Consider the following 17,949-nt stretch of genomic DNA (forward strand, 5'->3'; position numbering starts at 1 on the left):
ATGAAGAAGTCGAAACTAAGCGTTTATGACATCACTTTAGGGAGTTTATTTGTTGCGCTGATGGCTATCGGTGCCAATATTACGGCTTACCTGCCATTTCTCCAGGTTATGGGAGTTCCTCTGACCCTGCAGACGTTTTTCGCTATTCTGGCAGGGCTTATGCTCGGAAGCCGTCTCGGGTCTTTTTCGATTCTCGTGTATGTTCTTTTAGGTTTGGCGGGAGCACCGATCTTTGCTGGGTTTAAAGGCGGGTTGTCGGTTGTGATTGCTCCGACGTTCGGATTTATTTTGTCTTATATTATTCTTGCTTATTTTGTAGGGAAAATCGCTGAATCCAGGCGGACGATGCCGAGGTACATGATGGCCGCTGCCGCCGGCATCATCATCAACTATTTTGTCGGTGTCCAATTATTTTATCTCGCACTGAATTTCTGGGTGGGAGGAGACGGGATCAGTCTCGCTCTGGCGTGGTCCAGTATGGTGCCGTTTATCATAAAGGACAGTATTCTCGCCGTAGGTGCAGTCTTGTTTACTCAGAGGTTGGAAAAGGCGTGGCTTTCCAAAACAAGACTCAGACAGGCGGCATAGTCCTGTCGTTTCATGAAAGAACGTAAGGTCCTGCCCGCATAGGGGACAGGGCTTTTTTGCCATTTTTCGGACTTTTGTGTGAGTTGGATAACGGTCTGGATTGCTATATGATGAAAGAAGATTCGAAAGGAGAGATGGAGAATGAAACATCGTTTGGATGAACTGGCTGCCTACCTGAAGGAGAAGGGTATTGATGCAGCTTTTATTAATTCACCGGAAAACTTCTTTTATTTAACCGGGTTTCTAACTGACCCTCATGAAAGACTGTTAGGATTGGTCGTCTTTCCGGAAGCAGACCCTATAGCTGTTCTTCCGGGAATGGAAAAAGCACAGCTGCAGGAAACAGGGTGGAGCCATGAAATCATTGGTTACGCTGATCATGAAAATCCTTGGACGTTGATGAAGGATTCTATGAATCAGGCGGGGATCACGAACGTACATCATGTGGGCATAGAAAAAGAAGTGCTTTCCTACGGGCGTAGTGAGTCCTTTTTTGCGTTGTTTGATGACGCAGAGGTTCTGGACATCGAAGGGAAATTAAACGAGATGCGTGTCGTGAAGGATGAGCAGGAAATCGCGGTTTTGAAGGAAGCGGCAGAACTCGCAGATTTCGGGGTCAAGGTAGGGACAGAAGCCCTGAATGAAGGGGTTACGGAAATGGAAGTCCTGGCGGCGATTGAGTATGAGCTTAAGAAAAAAGGCGTCGCTCAAATGTCCTTCTCCACGATGGTGCTTTTTGGTGAGAAATCCGGCCACCCTCACGGAAATCCTGGAGACCGTAGATTAAAAGAAGGAGACCTTGTCCTGTTTGATCTTGGAGTCGTCTGGAAAGGATACACGTCTGATATTACGAGGACCTTCGCTTTCCGCTCTGTCAATGAAAAGCAGAAAGCTATCTATGAAACGGTTCTGGAAGCATTGAATGCATCCCTGGCCATCAGTCGTCCTGGAACAAGGATTGGTGATCTGGATGAAGCGGCGCGTCAGATCATTACAGAAGCCGGCTACGGCGATAAGTTTCCACACCGGATTGGACATGGACTGGGAATCAATGTGCATGAATTCCCTTCTATGAGCCATTTGAATGACGGGGTATTAAAAGAAGGGATGACGTATACGCTCGAACCGGGCATTTACGATCCTGAAATCGGCGGTGTCCGTATTGAAGATGATGTACTTGTCACCCCGGAAGGATTTGTCACGCTGACAGAAACACCAAAAGAACTCACCATCATAAAGTGAATAGAGCAGCCGTAAGACGATCAAAGGAAAGGTGCCTGCAGAAGGCACCTTTCCTTTTTTTATTGTGTCTCTGTTATTGCTTGGTGTTGTTATTTAACATGTGAGCTCCTATCATCACCCCTTTCTGTCATGGGATTTGTAGGAGGCGGCCTTGAAAATGACTCCCTTTCCGTGGGGTACCGTGAGCCGCGGAAAGCGGACGGTTTTCCCTGCCATCCCATGCTCTGAGTAAATAGCAGACCGGACCCCTAATTCCAGACGGAAACGATTTAGTAATCGTTTGAAATATCAACCACAGACTTTAACAGAGCTTTTATTGTAGAAAAAGTGCGGGCCGGACGATCATTCCTTTTGTCTGTGAAATCAAAACAAACGAATGGGAGGGCTTTGGTTCCGGAAGGTATATAGATCTTTTCTCTCCTATGGAAAACGAGGGCGGAAGGGATATAAGCCTCTGGTCTTAGATAAAGATATATCCCCGGCTCATTACGGAAATCCTTCAGCACCGGTATGATAAAGACAAGAACAGTGCAGGGAGGGAAATACATGAAAAAGTTTCTGTTGTTCCTCGCAGGTCTGATTGCCCTTGGATTATTCATTGCGAACCTTGGCCCGATGATTCTGCTTGGTGTCAGTGTGTGGCTGCTTTATATCGTTTTCAAGCAGTTTGTGAAAAGTGACTCGACAGCCGGGAAGATCGGCTGGATGGTCGTCGGCTTGATTGTTTTAAGCGTCGCTGTTTCCAATGTTTACGCGGTCGTCGGCGTCGCTGCTGCTTTTGTCCTTTACTGGATTTATAAAAATTGGACAAGCCGTCCACGTGATCCCGCGTCTGAAAAAAAAGACGATCCATTTACAAATTTTGAGCGTCAATGGGCAGAGTTGAACAAATAACAAAGGAGATGGAAACATGGCCAACCTATTTACACGACTAAAGGATTCAATTACGGCAGATCTTCATGAGGCATTGGACCAAAAGGAACAGAAGAACCCGGCCGCTATGCTGAATCAGTACTTAAGAGAAAGTGAAAAGGAGACGGAAAAAGTCCGGAAGCTGGTGGAGAGGCAGTACCAGTTGAAGGATGAATTCACGAGGGAATATCAAAAAGCGTCAGATCTGGCTGAGAAACGTAAGCATCAGGCGCATGTGGCTGAACAGGCCGGCGAAACGTCCATGCATAATTTTGCGGTAAAAGAGCAGGAAGAATATGAATCGCGTGCTGAAAAGCTGAAGCAGTCTCAGGCAGAATGTGTAGAGCAGCTGGAGGCCCTTGAGCGTAAGTATGAGGAAATGAAGCATAAACTAAAGGATATGCATTTGAAACGGATGGCGTTTATGGGACGTGAAAATACAGCGCGTGCGCATCACACAATGAACCGTGTGCTGGAGGATGGCTCAGACAAGCCGTATTCCAGATTCTCTGAGATCGACCGTTACATGGAGGACCTGGAGTATAAGGTGAACAGTGCCTATTACCGTCATACGTTTGACAGTAAGATGGCAGAGATTGAGAAAAAGGTCCGGAATAAGCAGGAAGTGTCGGGGTAACTAAATCATGGTATGATAAAGGCGCAGTTCTCTGCGTCTTTCCTTTGTCTAAAGGGCGCAGGTGGATAAGAGGAAGGGGGAATGACCGCTGTGCTTAAAAGAATTTCAACAGATATGCTGAACACGATTTTAATCACGGGGGTGATTCTCCTGATTATTGAAATAGTGTTCTTTAACGGAGGTCTCATTTTTTCTGTCGGTTTTTCAGCCGTACTGATTTACTTCGGTTGGAAGAATTATAGACCGCTTTGGAGAAAAGTCATGTTTTGGATCGGGGCGGTCAGTCTCGGGCTGACTGTACTAAGTATGATTGCCGTTCGTTTTCTCGTGCTGGCCATCCTTTTTCTGGCGGTCCGTCATTATTACAAAACGAAGCAGCACCCGGAAAACGTTCAGCTTGGAGAGATGGACCAGGAACCGCATGACCCTCCGGAAGAACCTGTATTCACTCAAAAGTTTTTTGGGCGGCAGGCGACGCCCCCACATTCCTATCCGTGGCAGGATGTGAATGTGCACGGAGGCATAGGCGACCGGGTTATCGATTTAAGTGAGACCGTTCTTCCTTCGAACGAATCCGTTATTTCCATCCGTCATTTTATAGGCAATGTCACGATTTATGTTCCGTATGAGGTGGAAGTGACGATCCTTCACAGCGCCATCATTGGAAGAAGCTCGATTTTTCAGTTTAAAAAGTCCAGAATGCTCAATCAGATGACGTATTACCAAACACCGGATTATCAGGAAAATAAGCCCCGGGTGAAGGTGATTACGTCGATATTTTCCGGTGATCTCGAGGTGAAGCGGATATGAACCTTTGGCAGAGGCAGATTGGGTCGGGACTTTTCACGTTCTTTCTATTTGCTGTTCTCCTGACCGCTGTAACATTCGCCGCTTTTCCGGTAGAGCGGTGGTCAGTGCTCTGGACAAGAGAGGTGCTCGATCTTCCGTATGGATTTTTGATTCTGCTGTTATCCCTGTTTATGGGACTTGTAACCGGTACGGCCCAGGGGTGGTACTGGCGTCGTCAGCTTACCCATATCGAACAGCAGCTTGGAGAAGTCGTGAAAGGCAGTCCTCTGGAGACGGACACGGCGGATCTGGCAGAAGTGAAAAGAATTGAAGATCGAATGAAACAGCTGGAAGAGAAAATTGTGAAACAAGCCGAGCTTTCTCAACGTATGGTTACAGAAAGAGCGGAAGAACGGGAAAAAAGCCTTCAGGAAGTAGTCATACAAGAAAGGAATCGTCTGGCCAGGGAACTTCACGATTCTGTCAGTCAGCAGTTGTTTGCCGCTTCCATGATGATGTCAGCCATTAATGAGACAAAAGACCATGAGCGGGAAGGCGTGGATCGGCAGCTGAAGATGGTAGAGAGGATGATTCATCAATCCCAGCTCGAAATGAGGGCACTGCTCCTCCATCTTCGGCCGGTTCCCTTGAAAGATAAAACGCTGGCGGAAGGAATGACAGAGCTTCTTCAGGAGCTGATCCAAAAGGTGCCGCTTCAGATTGACTGGACGATTGAAACATTTCCATTAGAAAAAGGTGTGGAGGACCAGCTCTTCCGGATTCTGCAGGAATCGGTATCCAACACACTGAGGCACGCCAAGGCATCGACCCTTTCGGTTATGCTTCTGGAGCGTGATCAAACCGTTATTTTGAAAGTGATCGACGACGGTATGGGGTTTCATGTGGAAGAGAAAAAAACGAGTTCCTACGGTCTCCAAAATATGGAGGAGCGTGCCTTTGAAGTGGGCGGCGTGCTAAAGGTTGTCAGTGTGAAAGGACAGGGGACCCGGTTGGAAGTAAAAGTGCCCCACCGACTTAAAGGAGGTCAATCCTGATGATTCGAGTATTATTTGCAGATGATCATGAGATGGTCCGTATTGGTGTATCCGCCTATTTGTCCTCGCAGCCGGATATTGAGGTGATCGCTGAAGCAGGGGACGGCGAAGATGCTGTAGCGCTTGCCTTTCAACACCGGCCGGACATTATTTTGATGGACCTCGTGATGGAACATATGGATGGGATTGAAGCGACAAAGCGGATTACAGCCGAGTGGCCGGAGGCGAAGATTATCATCGTCACAAGTTTTCTTGATGATGAGAAGGTGTATCCCGCTTTAGAGGCGGGAGCGGTCAGTTATATGCTGAAAACGTCAAAAGCAGAGGAAATTGCCCAGGCGATCCGTGCCACTTTTGAAGGACGGTCCATTCTGGAACCGGAAGTCACCGGGAAAATCATGACAAAGATGCGTCACCCCGACCAACGGGCGCTCCATGAAGATTTGACGAACAGAGAAAAGGAAATTCTGCTTCTGATGGCAGATGGCAGGACGAACCAGGAGATTGCAGAAGAGTTGTTCATAGCCTTAAAAACGGTAAAGGTTCACGTAAGCAGTATTCTTGGGAAATTACAAGTATCAGACAGGACGCAGGCCGTCATTTACGCATTCAAACATGATCTTGTCCATTAAATACATGAAAGAGTATACGAACACCCCGGCCATGCAGGCCGGGGTGTTTTCAGTGGAGGTAGGTGACGTAGACAAAGGCGGTAATCAGAATGAGATAGAAGATGACCAGTTTCCAATAGAGTCTTCTCATGCTTTTCCCCCTTTACTTCGGCCCGTCGTATTCCATTAAGTTTATGTGAAGGAGGCGTAAAGAATGACAAAGTTTACCCCGTCGCTGTATCTGTGGGGAACCTGTTTGATACACTTTTCCTAACACCTGTGCTTGTTTCATGAGACTTTCGGGAATACAAAGAGAGAGGTGATTTGTATGAATTGGAACAATCAGCTGGCCGGGAAACCGGTATGGGCTGGCGGAATATCCAATCGGGAAGCCAAAGAACGGACCGCCGCCAGAGTGAGCGGATATGTTGAAGATCAGCAGGTGATTGGCGTCGGTTCCGGGTCGACGGCTTTCATTGCTCTGGAAAAGATCGCTGAACGGGTAAAGAACGAGGGGCTGGACGTTTATGCCGTACCGACATCGAAAGAAGCGGAGATGAACTGTGCCTTGTTCGGCTTAAAGACGACAACATTGACAGCTGCAAAGCCCGACTGGGGTTTTGACGGAGCGGATGAGGTAGACAATGCCGGCCGGTTGATCAAAGGAAGGGGCGGAGCGTTATTCGCTGAAAAACTCGTGATGGCAAGCTCCCCTAAAACGTATATTTTAGTGGATGAAAGTAAATATGTTCAGAAACTCGGTGAAAAGTATGCTGTTCCTGTTGAAGTGGATCCGAGGGCTGTGCATCTTGTAGAAACAAAGCTTCAGGAATTCCCTTGTGTGGACATTCAGCTGCGGATGGCGGCGGCGAAAGACGGCCCCGTGCTCACGGAAGCAGGAAATCTCCTGCTGGAAGTGCGGTTCCAACACATTCATGATGAGTTGGAAAAAGAGCTCAGTGCCATCCCTGGAGTTATAGAAACAGGACTGTTCATTGGGTATCCCGTGGAAATTTTAACGGTTTGACGCCCATTTTACTTATATTTGTTGGTAACTCGTAATACTTTTTCTATAATAGTAGTAAATCCTTATTCAAAGGGGAATTCATTATGGGACTGCCAAATAGGATTGCTTACCAGGATCATCGCTACCCTCATGTTGTACTTGCGCCGATTGGGAAAAAGAACAAACATATTCGTTCCATCGGACATAAATTTGAACGGGGGTTATTATCCAGGCTTAACGATGCAATTGTGGATCATATCGGCAGGAAGTCTCTGGACACAACGTCCATCCAGAATTATCTCGGACTAACCGGAGATGCAGTTCTGCCTGTAGCTTTTCAAAAGGAAGAGAGGATCCATCCACATTTGCTGCGCCCAGAATTATTTTTATGGAAGTCCCTGCCTGAAGAACATGGACTACCTTTAAAAGATCAATATTTATATAACACAGATTTCACTCAGCTGTCCGCAGACCAGTTGTATGACCATGTCGGGGAAGTGCTGGATGATTATCTGTTTCTTTCTCACATCAGCACGGAAAGTCGTGAAGACTGGCTTGATAAAATAGCAGATGCGTTTCACCGGCATCCGATGGTCCAGCTTTTTCATCAAAAGCGCGACGTCATCGATGCGGTCGAAACAATGAATCAATCCTCACTCATTTCTGTGCTGAACTATCCTGAGGACATCGCATATTGGAGGCACCGTGTCGAAATCGTCATGCGCCCGTTCCGAGCTCTTCCACAGGCGTGGGTCGAGCAGGAACAAGGCAGCTGCCCCCATTCAAAATGTTTACAGTTCGATGCCGGGGAGAAAACGATCTGCTGCTACTGTGAAACGTGTGATTTCTGTCTTTATTATGACACGGTGGAAGATATGGTCCGTTTTCCTGAAGAGTTTGATGTGGAACGGGCAGCCAAGCGCACATCGACGATTGAGCAGCAGTTCAATGACATAGCGATACAGAACAGCAGGCTTCTCGAGCAGCTTGGCCAATTGAGAGCTTTGAAAAAACAGCTCAACACCGCAAGGAAATCCCTTGATGAAAGCCTGGCTGTCGTCAGCCGTATCGAAAAGTATCAGCGCAGAAAAGACGACCTGTCCGCCTATCCTTTACTGGACATGTATGACAAATTAAGCCGGGTTCATATTCCGGAGAAGCGGACCGATTCAGAGCTGCTGTGGCTGGCAGGTGTCCAGCTTCATGATGTCCGTATTCTTAAGGAGTTGAACCGCTGGCAGAAGGTCGTGCCGGAGCATGTCTACCCGAATACCCGGCATGTCCTTGAGGAACTGAAGGCGCGTCTCGAAGAAGTCCGCTACAATGATGAGGATATCATTCTGACCATCAAAGGAAGGTCCATCACTTATGCGGATACTCAGCAGATTCTTGACCTCATCTATTATTATGGCAGTGAATATCCGGTGCACACCCTGGTCCAGATGCTCGCGGGCAAGCCGACGAACAAATTAAGAAGTCTCTATCTTCATGAAACACGCTGGTTTGGTCTGTTATCGAGCTGGCCGGAAAAGCATATTCAGCGGTTGTTCACCCAGCTGGAAAAGCAGGGCTGGCTGATGAAGCAGCAGAAGGGTTATGCAATCAGTGATTATGCAGAGGAAGTTATGTAGAACAACGTTTTTTCATAAGAAAGACCTGCTTGTAAGGGCAGGTCTTTCTTTTCTGCATGCAGCTGAATCGTAAGCGTTTACTTGTGCTATAATTCATGTACAGCCAAGGTTCCGTCTTCCCTAGTGTATTCATCACGAGGCACGGGGAGAACAGGAAAACGGATAGTTTAAAGGAGGCCGCATACAAATGAAATCCATCTACCACAAAGCACTCGGGGAGCAGTTCCATAACCTTCATCCTGAGCTGCAGAAAAAATACGGATTAACGAGTAAGCAGAATCTTATGGTCCTTGGACAGGGCAGAATGACGGAAATCCGAGGAACTCCGGCGTTCGTTAGGCCGCTGATGAGTGCGGGGGTTAAGGATCACCTTCTCTTCAGAGAGCGTGGAAAAGATGTGCCGTTTACCCTCGAAAATTACGTCTATGAAGATGAAGAGGGCAGAGAAACGATCAGTTGGATCCGCCGCTTCTTTTTCCCATATGCCATCCGCGGTTTTGATTCTGCTGCGAGGTATGATGAAGAAAAACAGTGTCTTGTCGATCATCTTGGCCGTTCGGGCCTGGTAGAGGCAGAATTTGATCTTCACGTTACTTCAGAAGGCGGATTGTATATGGAGTCAAGAACGAATCATGTGGGAGGAGTGCTGGGCATGACCGGGCCTGTGACGTCCGTATATGAACATTATGAAGAAAAAGAAGGGGCGACACGGGTGCACGTCCATACAGAAGACCCTGTCCTCGGAACGCTCTTAATGTATGAAGGGCTTGTTCACACAGAATTCCTCCCGATGACGTTCCGCAATATCCCACAGCGTGGAGTACTTGACTAAAGGAGGTCCCACTCATGACCCAGCAACCGCCGAAAGGCAGTGAAGGCGTGCATACGGATTTTTCCGATCGGATGACTTATGGAGAATATTTACGTTTAGACCAGCTGCTTGATGCGCAGAAGCCGCTTTCTTCCCATCATGATGAAATGCTCTTTATTATGATCCATCAGGTGAGTGAAATATGGATGAAGCTGATGCTTCACGAACTCCAGGCAGCCATCCGGTCGATTCAACATGACGACATGCAGCCGGCTTTTAAAATGCTTGCCAGAGTCTCCAGTATTCAGAAGCAGATCATCCAAGCATGGGACGTACTGGCGACGATGACCCCGTCAGAATACATGGAATTCCGGGATCACCTCGGCCAGGCTTCGGGGTTTCAATCCTACCAGTACCGGATGATTGAGTTTGCTCTTGGGTATAAAACGAATGCTGTATTGAAGATTTACCGGAAAGATAAAGATCTTCACAATCGACTGGAAAAGGCCTATAAAAATCCCAGCTTGTATGATGTGACACTTGAGCAGCTGTCCAAAGCAGGTTTTGATCTCGATCCACAGGTGCTGAACAGGAATTATAAAGATGTGTATGAGCAGAACCCTTCGGTTGAAGCCGCCTGGGCAATGGTCTACAAAGATGTAGATCAGTATTGGCATCTGTATCAGCTGGCTGAGAAGCTTGTCGACTTGGAGGACAGCCTCCAGCAGTGGCGTTTTCGTCATATGAAGACAGTGGAACGGATCATCGGCCATAAAAAAGGGACAGGAGGATCCTCGGGGGTCGGCTACTTGAAGAAAGTTCTGGATCACCGCTTTTTCCCTGAGCTCTGGGACGTCCGCACCCACTTTTAATGTCAGAATAGGCTGAATATATCTGATTAATTAAATGATTGTTACATTTGTGTTACAATAGGTTGTGTGACTAATAGATAAAGAGGGAAGAATTATGAGACAACCTATTTTATATATATCACTGCTGGTCGTTTTAGTTGTATCAGGATGCTCATTTATCGCAAAAGCTAATGAAAATGATTCTAAACCATCTGATGAAACAGAACCAATGTACGATATCGATATGAAGACGGAACTCGTGGAGCATAATGAATACCACATAACCATCCACTATCCGCAGACAACCAACCATCAATTGAATCAGACGATTGTTGATTACGTCAATCAACAGAAGGCCGACTTTAAACAGGCCAGCTATCAGAATAAACAATCCGTGGAGGCTTCTGAATCCCATGAGCTTCACGTGGACTTTGAGATGCTCTATCAGGATCACCGTTTCTTCGTAGTCCGCTTCATAGAAACGATGGATGTAGGCGGAAACGAGGTTATCCAAAACCAGACCGTCATGAATTTTGATAAGAAGGACGGACGCAGGCTTGAGCTGGACGAGCTGCTCAAGAATGATCCGGAAGTGCTTGATGAACTGGCTGCATTGACAGAAGAAGCAATGAAGGAAGAGGAAGTCGCCACCCATTACCATCTACCTCTTCACGTGAATAAGGGAACATTTGAAGATGTGGCCCTTACCAAAGAAGGGGTGAGGGTCTATCTTCAGGCGGAGGACGGCACATTGGGATATGTACTGGTCGAACTTGAAGAAGGGCAGGATCTCATTCGGAAAGAATTTGTAGAAGCTTTGGAATCCGCTTCCGACGCATCGGAAACATCTTCTTCAGAGCAGGAGCAAAGCCCCGTGGAGGCTGTTTCAACGGATGACCTTGGGGTGGAAACCGGAGAAAAGAGAGCTGCTCTCACTTTTGATGACGGTCCTCATCCAACATGGACAGTGGATATTCTCAACCTTCTGGAGAAGTATGACGCCAAAGGCTCGTTTTTCATGATCGGAAAACGGGTGTCCTATTACCCGGAAACGGCCCGGATGGTGGCTGAGCAGGGTCATGAAATCGGAAATCATACGTGGGATCATCCCCGCCTCGCCCGGTTAAATCCGGAAGAGGTGGATGAGCAGATCCTCGCTGCCCAGGACGTGATCAAGCAGGCCGCGGGAGTAGAAACGGCTGGATTGAGACTGCCGTTTGGCGAGAATCCTCCAAAGGCTTATAAAGGCGATTGGAATACGGTTCCATGGACGCTCTATTCCGAAGAGTGGAGCGAACAGGAGCCGGAGGAAATAGCGGAAGAGATTATTTCACAGGCAGAGGATGGTTCAGTGATTCTTCTCCATGAATTAGAGAGCCGGACCCCTGAAGTCGTAGAGCTTGTGCTGGAACAGTTAACTTCCCAAGGGTTTCAATTTGTGAAAGTCAGTGATCTTCCATCATAAAAAAGACGGGTAGATGAACATCGTGTTCGTCTACCCGTCTTTTTTATGTTTTCTAGTCCTCATTCAGCTCATCTTTGATGAAACGGCCCCATTGTTCGAATTCAACGAGAAAGCCGTCGTGACCATAATCCGTAGGGATATGCCTGTGGACGGCCTTCGGTGCCGCCGATGAAAAAGCGGAAATCAGCTCTTCTGGATACAGCAGGTCGTGTTCAAAACTGAACGTGATCAAGTCTGCTTTATACTGAGCGGCGGCCGCTTTCCATCCTCCCCGGTTTCTCCCGATGTCATGGTTATTCATTGCATCAAGCAGGTACAAGTAGCTGTTCGCGTCAAACCGTTCTTTGATTTTATCTCCCTGATAATCCAGGTAGGACTGAATTTCATAAGTGTCTCCTCCATTGGACCGGTCAAACCTTTTTTCAAAAAGAGCAGGGCTTCTGTAAGTCACCATGCCGGTCATCCGCGCAATTTCAAACCCCTGCAGGGACTCATTCGTCGTGTAGTTCCCGTCTTGGAAAAAAGGATCGTTTTTAATGGCTTTCGCCCCGATATGATTGAAGGCGATGCCGTAATCACTTAAGTAGGGGGTGGCAGCCATAATCAGCAGCTTCTCCATAAAGTCAGGGTAGAGGAGCCCCCACTCATACGCCTGCATACCTCCAAGCGATCCTCCCGCAACAGCTTTGACCTGATGAATGCCCATCTTTTTTAAAGCCTCATACTGGGCACGGACCATATCCCGGATGGTCACTTTAGGGAAATGCTGACGGAATGGTCTGCCTGTATCCGGATTCATACTGGCGGGACCTGTAGACCCGTGACAACCTCCCAGAACATTGAAAGTAATCACTTGGAACAGGGAGGTGTCGATTGGCTCCCCCTCCCCGATTAATCCTGCCCACCAGCCGGGCTGCTCTTCCGTACCCACAGCTGCCTGGTTCCCGGTTAAAGCGTGGCAGACGACAATGACGGGAGCATGAGACGGGCCGGTGCGTTCGTAAGCCAGTTCGACAGATTCCAGCCGTCCGCCGGATTCGAAATGGAAGGGTCCCAGTTCAATCGTTTCCAAAGCTGCTGTCTGGCTGGCGGGGTTTTTTAAAGACATGCTTTCATTCTCCTTTCTGGCCATTATACAGTGACGAGTGTTTGAGATAAGTGGTGTCCTGAGCGGATCGAAACGATCGTCTCGTAAAGGCTCGCACCGGATAGGATTTGTTCATTTTTCAGGGAAGAAGCAGTTTTGGACCAGATGACCGATGGATTCGCCGACTGGGCCAGATCCGTTTGGTTTTCTCCAAGGGTTTCAAAGTAAAGAATATCGAAAGCTGGATCGTTCTGTTCCAGAATGTCTTCCACCTTTGAAAAAGTAGTCACATCAAAACCGAACCGCTCCAACTTGGAGGCTTCCTCCTGCAGGCCTCCCGGCTGATCAGGAATGACGCCGATCGTTTTCCGGCGGATGTTCCCATTGGACCGGTCGAGAGAGGAACGGAGAACGGTCTCCGCTGGATGAGGCTGTTCCTTATAAGGGCGGCTGTATCCATTGGCCTTTTCTATGGCTTGATCCAAGTCCTGTATAAGATCAGTCACAGATTCCAGACCAACCGACAAGCGGACAAGTTCTTCGGAAACACCGGACTTTTTCAAGTTCTCCTCATTCAACTGCTGATGGGTGGTGGATGCCGGATGGATGATCAATGATTTCGCATCACCCACATTAGCTACGTGGGACCAGAGTGTGGAGTGATCGATCAATTTACGACCGGCTTCGCGTCCCCCTTTGATTCCGAAGACAACCATGGATCCGGCTCCGCCTTTCAAATACTTTCGGGCAAGGTCATGAGTAGGGTGATCCGGCAGTCCAGGGTAATTCACCCAATCCACCCCTTCATGATTCTCAAGGTATGCAGCAATCTCATAGGCCTGTTCTGCATGCTTTTCGATTCTCAGGTGAAGCGTTTCAAGTCCCTGCAGGAGCAGGAAGGCGTTCTGGGGGCTCAGGCAGGCGCCGATATCTCTCAAAATCTGAACACGGAGCTTAACCGCATAGCCGGCAGGTCCAGCATCAATACCGAAGCGGATGCCGTTGTAGCTTTCATCAGGCTCAGTAAAACCCGGGAATTTTTCGTGATTCCAGTCAAAACGCCCGCTGTCTACGACAATACCGCCGATAGCTGTACCATGGCCCCCGATCCACTTCGTTGCGGAGTGGACAACGATATCGGCTCCCCAGGCGATCGGTTTGCATACATAAGGGGTGGCGAAGGTGTTGTCGACAATCAAGGGAATGTGATGGGCGTGGGCAATATCCGCTACCGCTTCAAAGTCCAGCACATTCAGGCTTGGGTTCCCGATGGTTTCAGCAAAAATCGCTTTCGTTTCAGGTGTAACAGCTTCCTCAAAGGCATTAGGATCGTTCCCATCTACGAAAACAACGTTCACACCATAGCGGGGAAGGGTGTGGACGAATAAGTTATACGTACCTCCGTACAAGTTGGAGGAAGTGAGGATGGTATCTCCGGCTCCGGCAACGTTCAGGACGGCCATCGTGATTGCCGCCATCCCGGAAGCTGTAGCGACAGCAGCGGCACCGTCTTCCAGAAGGGCAACACGCTGCTCAAATACATCGACCGTCGGGTTTGTGATTCTGGAATAGATGTTCCCTGGTTCGGCCAGGGCGAATAGGTTCTGGGCATGATCGGTATCATTAAATACATATGACGTTGTCTGATAGATGGGAACAGCACGCGATCCTGTTGCTGGATCAGCTTCCTGTCCACCGTGAAGCAGCTGTGTTTCATCACCGTATACATGATTTGAATTGGTCATTGTTTCATTCCTCCTTATGATTTCCAGGACATCCTGATCCTCGGTGTAGAGGGAAAAAGAAAAACCCTCTTCTGTAAGTAAGAAGAGGGCTTTTATGTATGCTTACCTCCCCTTATCTTTCAGATCATCTGATCTGTAGGATGTAGCACCTTTTCAAGTTTTCCTTGAAGGTTGCCGGGCGTCTCAGGGCCTAGTCCCTCTGCCGCTCACGATAAGAGTTTTCAATATTTAATTTATCTGACTTGTTTGAAATTATAAAGGGGTCCAGCTCTCTTGTCAATTCCCAGCTTGAAACAAGGGTGTTTAAATCTATAATAGGGCGGGAATGGATAATTAAGTCTATGTTGAAGGAGATGTTTTCATGAAGGAATATAGTGTAGTACCAAATAAAGATGTAACCGGATGGTTCGTAAAAATTGAGGACGTAGCTCCGACAGATTTATTTGATGAGCGTGATACAGCTGTAGAAAAAGCGGAAGAAATCGCGAAAAAGAACAAACCGAGCCGCTTGTACATCCTTGACCAGAATCACGAAGTTGAAGAAGAGCGTACCTTTTAAAAAATCCCCGTCCAGGGGATTTTTTTATGGCTTCCTATGCTTGTTTTCCTGTGGCTGTAGTTTTTTTGCGTGAAACCGATTATGATGGGACACAGGTTGAGAAAGAAAGGAAGGACCGGAATGAATCATACATATGACGTGATCATTACAGGAGCCCGGGCAGCTGGGGCAAGTCTGGCTGTCCTGCTCGGGAAAATGGGGAAGCGTGTCCTGTTGATCGATAAAGCCGCGTTTCCGAGTGACACACTGTCTACTCACTTTATGTCCCATACCCGCTTCCTTGAGGAACTGGGCATCCTTCATAAACTGGAGAAGACCGGTTTGAGAAAAGTGAGCCGGATGCGGACGTATATCGGCCAAAGTTTTATAGAAGGACCGAGAGCGGATTATACGATTATACCTAAACGAGATGTCCTGGACCCTCTTCTGATCGAGCAGGCCGAGGCGTTGAGTTCCGTCACTTTTATGCCGCGTACGTCAGCAAGAGGTTTGATCAGAGAGGACGGGCGCGTTGCCGGGCTTCACCTTGAAACAGAAGGGGAAGCGTGGGAGGCCTGTGCAGCGTGGGTGGCCGGAGCGGATGGAAAGAACTCGAACATCGCTGCCTGGACGGAAGCAGAGAAGTATCGGGAAACGAAGCCTCTTCGTCCGGTCTTATACGGTTATTACACAGGCGTGGAGCCGTTAAGCGAACCTGTAACGGAGATTTTCCTGCATGAAGGACGAATCGGCTTTGTATTTCCAATGGAGGAAAACCGGGATTGTCTCGGTATTGAAATCCACCCTGGGGAATTTACGGACATGATGAAAGCGCCGCAGGATACATTTGAACAAACGTTTAATCAATTTTACGGAATGAAGAAAAGGATGGAAGGGGCAGTTCTGCAGGGAAAGATTATCGGAACCCCCGGAATGCCGAACTTTTTCAGGAATGCTTATGGAGAGGGCTGGGTCCTCCTTGGAGATGCTGGTCACAGTAAAGATCCAAGTACGGGGCTTGGAATCAATGATGCGTTTCTACAGTCCTTTCTGCTGGCCGATGCTTTTCAGCAGATGGATGAAGGGGTGGATTGGAAAACAGCCCTGGATCGTTTTCAGAGTCGAAGGGATGAACAGCTGCTGCCGGGATTTCAGCTGACATTGGATTATATTCAATCGCTCCGGAAGTGGACAGACAACGAAATGGCATTGTTTCAAACCATCGCCGCCAACCCTATGGCGTGGAATAAGCTGATGCCTCATATGGGACGGCATTTGAAAGAAGACACCAAGGATTTCCCTCTTTTTTATCAATCGGTGGAAGGGGAAGCTTCCTCCTTCGGTTTCAGGAAGGATTAACTTCCTTTGAAGGCGAAATGGTTAAGAGAGGTGATGAGAAGATGGAATGGTCGAAAACATCAGCTTTCGAAAAGCTGCAGGAAATTTATACAGATAAAGTGATGCAGGACGAAAAAAGAAGAATCTTCCAAATGGTGTACCGCCATCTGCATGGCCATCTTGACGATCTTGCTGTGGAAACAGGTCTGACAGAAAAAGCTGAAAAACAATTGAAGTTTTTTAAAGAATACACGTTTATGCCGGGCGATAATCTTTTTCAGTCGATGCGCTGGGTCTTTTTGGTCGCCCGTGGAGAAAAACCGAGGGAAGCAGAAGAAACGAGGGATCACTTGAACCGGATTTACCGTTCGTTGTATCAGCCGGCCGGCTTGAAGAATCCGGCCATTCCTGAGACTTTCTGGGAAACGCCTCTCGGTGTCGCCTGTTTGGTGGCAGAAGAAGGAGTCGAGGCGGTTTATCCGATTCTTGATGAAGTTCTTGAAGTCGAAAAAATATAGGATGAATGGGGTTTTCTGCAAAGGAAGCCCAAGAGAAGGGGAGGGTCAAGGATGGAACATTATGAAGTGACGATTATCGGTGCAGGCCTTGCAGGAATAACAGCCGCGCGCCGTTTGATGAAGCAGGGACGTACAAATATCATGCTTGTCGATAAAGGGAAAAGTGTCGGGGGACGCCTCGCCACCCGCCGGATTGCGGGCGGCAGAGCGGACCACGGGGCCCAGTTTTTCACGGTCCGTACAGAAGAACTTGAAGAAGAAGTCCAGCACTGGGTGGAGGCCGGATGGGTAAAGGAATGGTTCGGTGACGACCACCCGCGGTACACGGCTGTAGACGGAATGAATGCTTTTGCCAAGCAGCTTGCTGAGGGTATCCCCACTTTATTGGAAACAAAGATCGAGAAATTATTAGAAAATGACGGGGGATACAGGGTCTACAGTGCAGACGGTTCTGAATGGCAGACGGACAGTCTGTATTTGACGATGCCTGTGCCCCAGGTTCTGGAGCTCTTCAGAAACAGTACCATGAGCATGCCTGAACCTGTGAGAAAACAATTGAAAGGGATCCTGTTTGAGCCAACGTATGTGGGATTGTTTGAATTCAACAAGCCTACAGAACTTCCTGAGCACGGCCATTTGGATCAAGACCTTCCTGAAGGTGTGGAACGGATTGTAGATCATAGTAAAAAAGGAATTTCCGAAGATGTGATCGTCAGTGTCTACATGACAGCAGACTGGTCCAGAAAATACTACGGTGAAGATTATGTCATGTCTCTGGTGAAAGAAAAGGCGGAGAACTATCTTCCATGGGACGACCTGGAGTCGGAGCAGTTGAAGCGGTGGAGGTATGCCCAGGCGAAGAAAGTTGTGAAGGAGTCCTGTCTTGATGTGAATGGAGACGGCAGACTCATCCTCGGTGGAGACGCGTTCCTCCGCCCGAATGATACAGCCGGCCGGACCCGTTTTGAAAGTGCCTATTTGTCAGGGAAAGATGCTGCTGCCCATCTGCGCTGGTAGAAAAAGTTCGTCCTATCCAGTTAGAGTTGTCCGCATGTCATGTTGAGGGGGGCACGTTCCGCTTATCGGTGGATGCCTGCCGCGGGCACGGCCTCCGCTGACTTGGTC

Annotated in this window: 18 protein-coding genes and 1 riboswitch; of the genes, 16 read left to right on the forward strand and 2 right to left on the reverse strand. The window is 48.2% G+C overall.

From position 1 onward, the window contains the following. From ACXAJH_RS08955 to ACXAJH_RS09010, 12 genes are all read left to right on the forward strand, one after another. Complete coding sequence (locus ACXAJH_RS08955) at positions 1 to 588, forward strand: biotin transporter BioY (protein WP_474969860.1); 588 nt, start codon at positions 1 to 3, stop codon at positions 586 to 588. 141 nt (positions 589 to 729) lie between these two features. Beyond that, positions 730 to 1,830 carry a M24 family metallopeptidase gene (locus tag ACXAJH_RS08960; protein WP_474969859.1) on the forward strand — a complete coding sequence of 367 codons (1,101 nt, stop codon included), beginning with the start codon at positions 730 to 732 and terminating at the stop codon, positions 1,828 to 1,830. A gap of 546 nt (positions 1,831 to 2,376) precedes the next feature. Continuing rightward, a complete protein-coding gene (locus tag ACXAJH_RS08965) occupies positions 2,377 to 2,724 on the forward strand; it encodes a lmo0954 family membrane protein (RefSeq protein WP_474969858.1) in 348 nt (115 codons plus the stop codon). 16 nt (positions 2,725 to 2,740) lie between these two features. Next, positions 2,741 to 3,379: a PspA/IM30 family protein gene (locus tag ACXAJH_RS08970; protein WP_474969857.1), complete on the forward strand. Its 639-nt coding sequence runs from the start codon at positions 2,741 to 2,743 to the stop codon at positions 3,377 to 3,379. Between the two features lie 81 nt (positions 3,380 to 3,460). Continuing rightward, positions 3,461 to 4,189 (forward strand): cell wall-active antibiotics response protein LiaF, encoded by a 729-nt coding sequence (gene liaF, locus ACXAJH_RS08975; RefSeq protein ID WP_474970808.1) that lies wholly within the window; start codon positions 3,461 to 3,463, stop codon positions 4,187 to 4,189. Beyond that, the gene (locus ACXAJH_RS08980) at positions 4,186 to 5,223 is read left to right on the forward strand and encodes a sensor histidine kinase (RefSeq protein WP_474969855.1); all 1,038 of its coding nucleotides are present in this window, start codon (positions 4,186 to 4,188) and stop codon (positions 5,221 to 5,223) included. Before liaF ends, ACXAJH_RS08980 begins: the two co-directional genes overlap by 4 nt. Then, on the forward strand, positions 5,223 to 5,855 hold the full coding sequence (locus ACXAJH_RS08985) for a response regulator (RefSeq protein WP_474969854.1): 633 nt from the start codon (positions 5,223 to 5,225) through the stop codon (positions 5,853 to 5,855). Before ACXAJH_RS08980 ends, ACXAJH_RS08985 begins: the two co-directional genes overlap by 1 nt. A 307-nt stretch (positions 5,856 to 6,162) precedes the next feature. Then, positions 6,163 to 6,861 carry a ribose 5-phosphate isomerase A gene (gene rpiA / locus ACXAJH_RS08990; RefSeq protein ID WP_474990263.1) on the forward strand — a complete coding sequence of 233 codons (699 nt, stop codon included), beginning with the start codon at positions 6,163 to 6,165 and terminating at the stop codon, positions 6,859 to 6,861. Positions 6,862 to 6,944: 83 nt separating this feature from the next. Next, positions 6,945 to 8,471, forward strand: coding sequence for an RQC-minor-2 family DNA-binding protein (locus ACXAJH_RS08995; RefSeq protein ID WP_474969852.1), 1,527 nt, complete (start codon positions 6,945 to 6,947; stop codon positions 8,469 to 8,471). Positions 8,472 to 8,658: 187 nt separating this feature from the next. Then, positions 8,659 to 9,303: a DUF4166 domain-containing protein gene (locus ACXAJH_RS09000; protein WP_474969851.1), complete on the forward strand. Its 645-nt coding sequence runs from the start codon at positions 8,659 to 8,661 to the stop codon at positions 9,301 to 9,303. A 14-nt stretch (positions 9,304 to 9,317) separates the two neighbouring features. Next, a complete protein-coding gene (kynA, locus tag ACXAJH_RS09005) occupies positions 9,318 to 10,154 on the forward strand; it encodes a tryptophan 2,3-dioxygenase (RefSeq protein ID WP_474969850.1) in 837 nt (278 codons plus the stop codon). Positions 10,155 to 10,248: 94 nt separating this feature from the next. Then, positions 10,249 to 11,598 (forward strand): polysaccharide deacetylase family protein, encoded by a 1,350-nt coding sequence (locus tag ACXAJH_RS09010; RefSeq protein WP_474969849.1) that lies wholly within the window; start codon positions 10,249 to 10,251, stop codon positions 11,596 to 11,598. A 52-nt stretch (positions 11,599 to 11,650) separates the two neighbouring features. Here the strand turns inward: ACXAJH_RS09010 and metX are convergent, their stop codons facing one another. Next, the gene (gene metX / locus ACXAJH_RS09015) at positions 11,651 to 12,706 is read right to left on the reverse strand and encodes a homoserine O-acetyltransferase MetX (protein ID WP_474969848.1); all 1,056 of its coding nucleotides are present in this window, start codon (positions 12,704 to 12,706) and stop codon (positions 11,651 to 11,653) included. A 23-nt stretch (positions 12,707 to 12,729) separates the two neighbouring features. Then, positions 12,730 to 14,430, reverse strand: a complete 1,701-nt coding sequence (locus ACXAJH_RS09020) for an O-acetylhomoserine aminocarboxypropyltransferase/cysteine synthase family protein (RefSeq protein WP_474993700.1) — start codon at positions 14,428 to 14,430, stop codon at positions 12,730 to 12,732. A gap of 109 nt (positions 14,431 to 14,539) precedes the next feature. Next, positions 14,540 to 14,648: riboswitch (SAM riboswitch) on the reverse strand. Positions 14,649 to 14,791: 143 nt separating this feature from the next. Here ACXAJH_RS09020 and ACXAJH_RS09025 point away from each other — a divergent pair. From ACXAJH_RS09025 to ACXAJH_RS09040, 4 genes are all read left to right on the forward strand, one after another. Next, complete coding sequence (locus ACXAJH_RS09025; protein WP_474970813.1) at positions 14,792 to 14,989, forward strand: DUF2188 domain-containing protein; 198 nt, start codon at positions 14,792 to 14,794, stop codon at positions 14,987 to 14,989. Positions 14,990 to 15,109: 120 nt separating this feature from the next. Then, on the forward strand, positions 15,110 to 16,327 hold the full coding sequence (locus ACXAJH_RS09030; RefSeq protein WP_474969846.1) for an FAD-dependent monooxygenase: 1,218 nt from the start codon (positions 15,110 to 15,112) through the stop codon (positions 16,325 to 16,327). A gap of 41 nt (positions 16,328 to 16,368) precedes the next feature. Next, the gene (locus tag ACXAJH_RS09035) at positions 16,369 to 16,824 is read left to right on the forward strand and encodes a hypothetical protein (protein ID WP_474969845.1); all 456 of its coding nucleotides are present in this window, start codon (positions 16,369 to 16,371) and stop codon (positions 16,822 to 16,824) included. Between the two features lie 51 nt (positions 16,825 to 16,875). Then, positions 16,876 to 17,841, forward strand: a complete 966-nt coding sequence (locus ACXAJH_RS09040) for an NAD(P)/FAD-dependent oxidoreductase (RefSeq protein WP_474969844.1) — start codon at positions 16,876 to 16,878, stop codon at positions 17,839 to 17,841. Positions 17,842 to 17,949 lie beyond the last annotated feature (108 nt).

The organism is Halobacillus sp. ABD4_316, assembly GCF_056161385.1.